A 2,850-nucleotide genomic window follows, 5' to 3' on the forward strand; every position below is an offset into this window, starting at 1 on the left:
ACGCCGAAAACGCCCTCGGAGAGTTCCACCTCGCCGACCTGCTGGCCAGCCATATTATAGACATTTGCTTTAGGCATTTCTCAAACTCTCCTTTCCTTACCGGTTTCTGGCGGATGCCTTCTGGGGGTTGGCACGTGCGGATGCCTTCTGCGGGTTCAGGCTGATGCCGGCATCGCCCTTCTTCTCGCGGATGGTCTTAACGGTGGACTTCAGATACACGATGCCGCCCTTGGGGCCAGGAACGGCGCCGCAGACTGCGATCAGGTTGAACTCGGGGTCCACGCTCACCACGTCCAGGTTCTGGACGGTGATCTGCTCGTTGCCCATCTGGCCAGCGCCGATCTTGCCCTTGAAGATACGGGAGGGATCGGTACCGGAGCCCATGGAACCTGCGTGACGATGGACAGGACCGCCACCGTGGGTCATACGGCCACGGCCAGCGTTCCAGCGCTTGATAACGCCCTGGAAGCCCTTACCTTTGCTAATGCCGGTCACGTCGATGTGATCGCCCTTAGCGAAGGTATCTGCCTTGATCTCGTCGCCCACGTTCATCTCAGCTGCCTTATCCAGCTTGAATTCCTTGAGCACTCTCTTCATGAGGACTTCTGCCTTCTTCAGGTGTCCCTGCTCGGGCTTGGTGAGCTTCTTTTCCGCTACGTCCTGGAAGCCCAGCTGCACGGCGTTGTAGCCGTCCTTCTCCACGGTCTTCTTCTGCACCACGACGCAGGGACCTGCTTCGATGACAGTGACCGGGATGACCTTACCGGCTTCGTCAAAGATCTGGGACATGCCGATCTTTCTGCCGATGATGGCCTTTTCCATGTTGGTTTTCCTCCTTAAATAGGTTATTGGTTGGCAAACTTGACCATTGGGCTGTCATTGGTTTGTCAACATGACCCGCCTGTCTCACGATAGGCGACAGGCAGCGGGTACACTTGGTTGGGTGTGACTGAGGGAGATCTCTTACAGTTTGATCTCGATTTCCACGCCAGCGGGGAGATCCAGACTCATCAGCGCTTCCACGGTCTTGGGGCTGGGATTGTTGATGTCGATCAGGCGCTTGTGGGTGCGGCGCTCGAACTGCTCACGGCTGTCCTTATACTTATGAACAGCGCGAAGGATGGTAACGACTTCCTTCTTGGTGGGCAGGGGGATGGGACCGGAAACGGTGGCGCCGGTTCTCTTTGCGGTCTCCACGATCTTCTCTGCGCTCTGGTCGATAAGCTGATGGTCATAGGCCTTCAGTCTGATGCGAATCATTTCATTCTGTGCCATGTTGCTGCTTTCCTCCTAAAAAACATACGAAGTGTCAATGTCTTTGCCACGCTTCGTACGGTGGGGAATCCGGTACACTTAACCGTGCGTATCACTCCATAAGCATGAAGAAAACCGGCATACTTCGCCGGCTTTATCCTCTCCTGTCATGGCGATATACGCCATGCAGCAGATTCCCCAGCCGCCCGATTCACGGACATACTCCGCGGAAGTTACCGGCTTTCGCCGCAATCTCCCGCATCATCGCAGACTGCACCCATTCAGGTGCTCATATATAGTACTATACGGCCTGCCGGTTTGTCAACTGTTTTTTACATTTTCCTGTCCCTGCATTTCCCACAAAAAACCCGGAGCAAAGGCCCCTTCCCTGCATCAATGCGCCCACCCTCATCTCTCCCCGCCTTGACAAACCATCGCCTCCAACGGTACAATGACTTTAATTATAATATAATGTGTAGCAGCTGCGGCCGCTGCACCGACAGGAGACAGAGTACCTATGCCAGAAAACAAAGCCGGTGACCTCCGGATCCAGCGCACCCACACCCTGCTGCTGGTCGCACTCACCGATCTTCTCCACGAAAAAACCTTTGACGAAATCCGAGTGAAGGATATTTGCGAAAAAGCAAACATCCATCGCTCTACTTTTTATGCCCATTTTGAAGACAAGCGCCATCTGCTCACCTTCGGGTTCCAGGAGCTCATCGACGTTCTCACCAGCAATATGCCCTCCTCCGCCTACCCGATCCCCTTCCAGCAGGCAGTCTACCAGTTCTTCGACTATTTCCTTCGCCGGGAAAAAGAGTACTCCAAGCTCTTCCTGGACCCCCGCAACGCCATCGTCAAACAGATCTTCCAGGATGAACTCACCCGCATCCTCATCGACCGCACCAAATCCCACCCCTTTTACAACTCTCACCACCGGGACGAGATCACCATCCTCTGTCAGTTTTTTGCCGGCGGACTGGTCGCCGTGGCCGCCTGGTGGCTTCAGAGCGGCACCAAACTTTCCGTGGAGGAGGTCTCCAGCTATTTCTCTACCATCTATCTCTCCCATGTCCAAACGACCTCTTTGTGCTAATTGCATCTCTTGATCAGGGATCCGCCAGACATTTTCGTCATTCTGTCGGCTAACCAACGTACCTTGCCTTTTTGTTCGTTGCAACTCCATGGGTTTAAGGTTAGAATGTAACCAAGGAACTTTCCTTTTCGTCATTCGTTACTTGTTTATAAGGAGGTTGCATCCCTATGTTTGAGCACTACGAAAACTATGATCGCTTCATTCCTGACGTTATGCTGAAAAAGCACAAGAAACACGAAGAATATCTGCAGGGCCTGTATACCGGAAAGGATCACAGAGAGGTTTATCAGAGCAAGCTGGGCACCGTAGACGACGCCATCGGCATCATTGAGAGCGGCGACTGCATCGTCTGGTCCATCCACGGCTCCGAGCCCCGTCTTTTCCTGCGCAACCTGCACCGCATCGCTGACCGCATCGACCCGGCAAACCCCGTTGAGCTGTGGTCCTGCGTGGACCGCTGGGGCCCCGAGTACCAGGTACACAGCAATCCCGAACTG

Annotated in this window: 3 protein-coding genes and 1 pseudogene; 2 read left to right on the forward strand and 2 right to left on the reverse strand. The window is 54.3% G+C overall.

Annotation, left to right across the window (positions count from 1 at the left end):
• Positions 1–96 precede the first annotated feature (96 nt).
• Both rplC and rpsJ read right to left on the reverse strand, forming a co-directional pair.
• A complete protein-coding gene (rplC, locus tag SOR61_RS08720) occupies positions 97–822 on the reverse strand; it encodes a 50S ribosomal protein L3 (RefSeq protein WP_320612273.1) in 726 nt (241 codons plus the stop codon).
• 141 nt (positions 823–963) lie between these two features.
• Positions 964–1,275 carry a 30S ribosomal protein S10 gene (rpsJ, locus tag SOR61_RS08725; protein ID WP_320612274.1) on the reverse strand — a complete coding sequence of 104 codons (312 nt, stop codon included), beginning with the start codon at positions 1,273–1,275 and terminating at the stop codon, positions 964–966.
• A 496-nt stretch (positions 1,276–1,771) separates the two neighbouring features.
• Between rpsJ and SOR61_RS08730 the strand changes: the two genes are divergently transcribed.
• Complete coding sequence (locus SOR61_RS08730; protein WP_320612275.1) at positions 1,772–2,353, forward strand: TetR/AcrR family transcriptional regulator; 582 nt, start codon at positions 1,772–1,774, stop codon at positions 2,351–2,353.
• Between the two features lie 167 nt (positions 2,354–2,520).
• Positions 2,521–2,850: pseudogene (locus SOR61_RS08735) on the forward strand (hypothetical protein); the annotation flags it as partial.

This window comes from Evtepia sp. (assembly GCF_034090835.1).
In the GTDB taxonomy this organism is placed as follows: domain Bacteria; phylum Bacillota; class Clostridia; order Oscillospirales; family Oscillospiraceae; genus Evtepia.